This window comes from Mesorhizobium sp. M5C.F.Ca.IN.020.29.1.1, from assembly GCF_003997375.1.
GTDB classification, from domain to species: Bacteria; Pseudomonadota; Alphaproteobacteria; order Rhizobiales; family Rhizobiaceae; genus Mesorhizobium; species Mesorhizobium wenxiniae.
The window spans coordinates 1-1,218 of the sequence record NZ_RZSW01000983.1; the positions used below are offsets into that span (position 1 = coordinate 1).

Sequence of the window (1,218 nt, forward strand, 5' to 3'; positions counted from 1 at the left end):
CTCTGCAGCGCCGGCCTTCGCCGCGGCAATGGCGACAAGGCCGGAACCGGAGGCAAAGTCGAGCACGCGCTTGCCCTGTACATCAGACGGATTGTCGAGGATATAGCGGGCAAGGCCTTGGCCGCCGGCCCAGGCGAAAGCCCAGAAGGGCGGCGGCAGGCCGATCTCGACCAGTTCGTCCTCGGTCCGCTGCCACAGATCGTGCGCTTCGTCGGCCAGATGCAGCAGGACCTCCGGCACATGCGACGGCGCCATCAGCGCCGTGTTGTCGAGGATGAAGCTTTTCGCGCTGTTCGGCGTCAGCGCCGTCACGGAGCCGGCGTCAGGCCGCCCATGCGGCAGACCTCTTTCCATTCGGCCGGCGTCACCGGCTGCACGGAAAGCCGTCCGAGCCGGACCAGTGCCATCTCGGCAAGCTTGGGATTGGCCTTGACCTGTTCCAGCGTCACCGGCTTCGGCATATCCTTTACGGCGCGGATATCGACGCATTCCCAGCGCGGATCGTCGGAAGTCGTGTCCTGATGAGCCAGCGCGCAGACCTCGGCGATGCCGACCACATCGAGCCCGTCATTGGAGTGGTAGAAGAAGCCGAGGTCGCCAATCTGCATCGCCTTCATATTGTTGCGCGCCGCATAATTGCGCACGCCGTCCCATTGCGTGCCGGCTTTGCCCTTCGCCTTGAGGTCCTCGAAGGAGAAGACCGAGGGTTCAGATTTGAACAGCCAGTAGTTCATTTTTTGCTCCTCCTGGCAGCTGGCGATCAGGCAGCCGCCGGCTTGTTGAAGGTCCAATTCCATTGCCGGATTTCGACGCTTTCGAACAGCCCGGCCTTGGCATAGGGGTCTGCCGCCGACAGCGCTTGTGCCGCGGCCAGATCGGGCGCCTCGACCACGACGAGGCTGCCGTTCGGCTTGCCGTCGGCCTCGAGGAACGGACCGGCGAAGGCCAGCTTCTTCTCGCCGTTCAATCCTTCCAGGAAGGCAACATGCTCGGGCCGGGTATCGAGCCGCACCTGCAGGCTTCCAGGCTTGTCCTTGCAAATCAACGCAAACAGCATCTTCCATCTCCGGATTGTTCGAAATTACACGTCGGTTTCGGTCTTCAGCGGCCTTGTCATCAGCGCAGCGACAGCCTGGCGGATGGTGATCGTGCCGTCCAGTATGGCGGCAACGGCGGTGATGATCGGCGCATCGATCTTGCGCTCGGCGGCAATGCGGG

The 1,218-nt window shown here is 63.1% G+C and carries 2 protein-coding genes and 2 pseudogenes; all 4 read right to left on the minus strand.

The window, feature by feature from the left end; all coding sequences use genetic code 11:
* Positions 1-354 (minus strand): annotated as a pseudogene (locus EOA85_RS35590) (methyltransferase); the annotation flags it as partial.
* Positions 309-734, minus strand: a complete 426-nt coding sequence (locus EOA85_RS35595; protein ID WP_065007225.1) for an EVE domain-containing protein — start codon at positions 732-734, stop codon at positions 309-311. The pseudogene EOA85_RS35590 and the gene EOA85_RS35595, both read right to left, overlap by 46 nt.
* A gap of 26 nt (positions 735-760) precedes the next feature.
* Positions 761-1,057 carry a YciI-like protein gene (locus EOA85_RS35600; RefSeq protein ID WP_065007224.1) on the minus strand — a complete coding sequence of 99 codons (297 nt, stop codon included), beginning with the start codon at positions 1,055-1,057 and terminating at the stop codon, positions 761-763.
* Between the two features lie 24 nt (positions 1,058-1,081).
* Positions 1,082-1,218: pseudogene (locus tag EOA85_RS39700) on the minus strand (glycerol-3-phosphate dehydrogenase); the annotation flags it as partial.

What these genes read in the sequence shown, in the direction of transcription:
- EOA85_RS35595 (WP_065007225.1), bottom strand. Translation starts at nt 734, where the DNA reads ATGAACTACTGGCTGTTCAAATCTGAACCCTCGGTCTTCTCCTTCGAG.
- EOA85_RS35600 (WP_065007224.1), bottom strand. Translation starts at nt 1,057, where the DNA reads ATGCTGTTTGCGTTGATTTGCAAGGACAAGCCTGGAAGCCTGCAGGTG.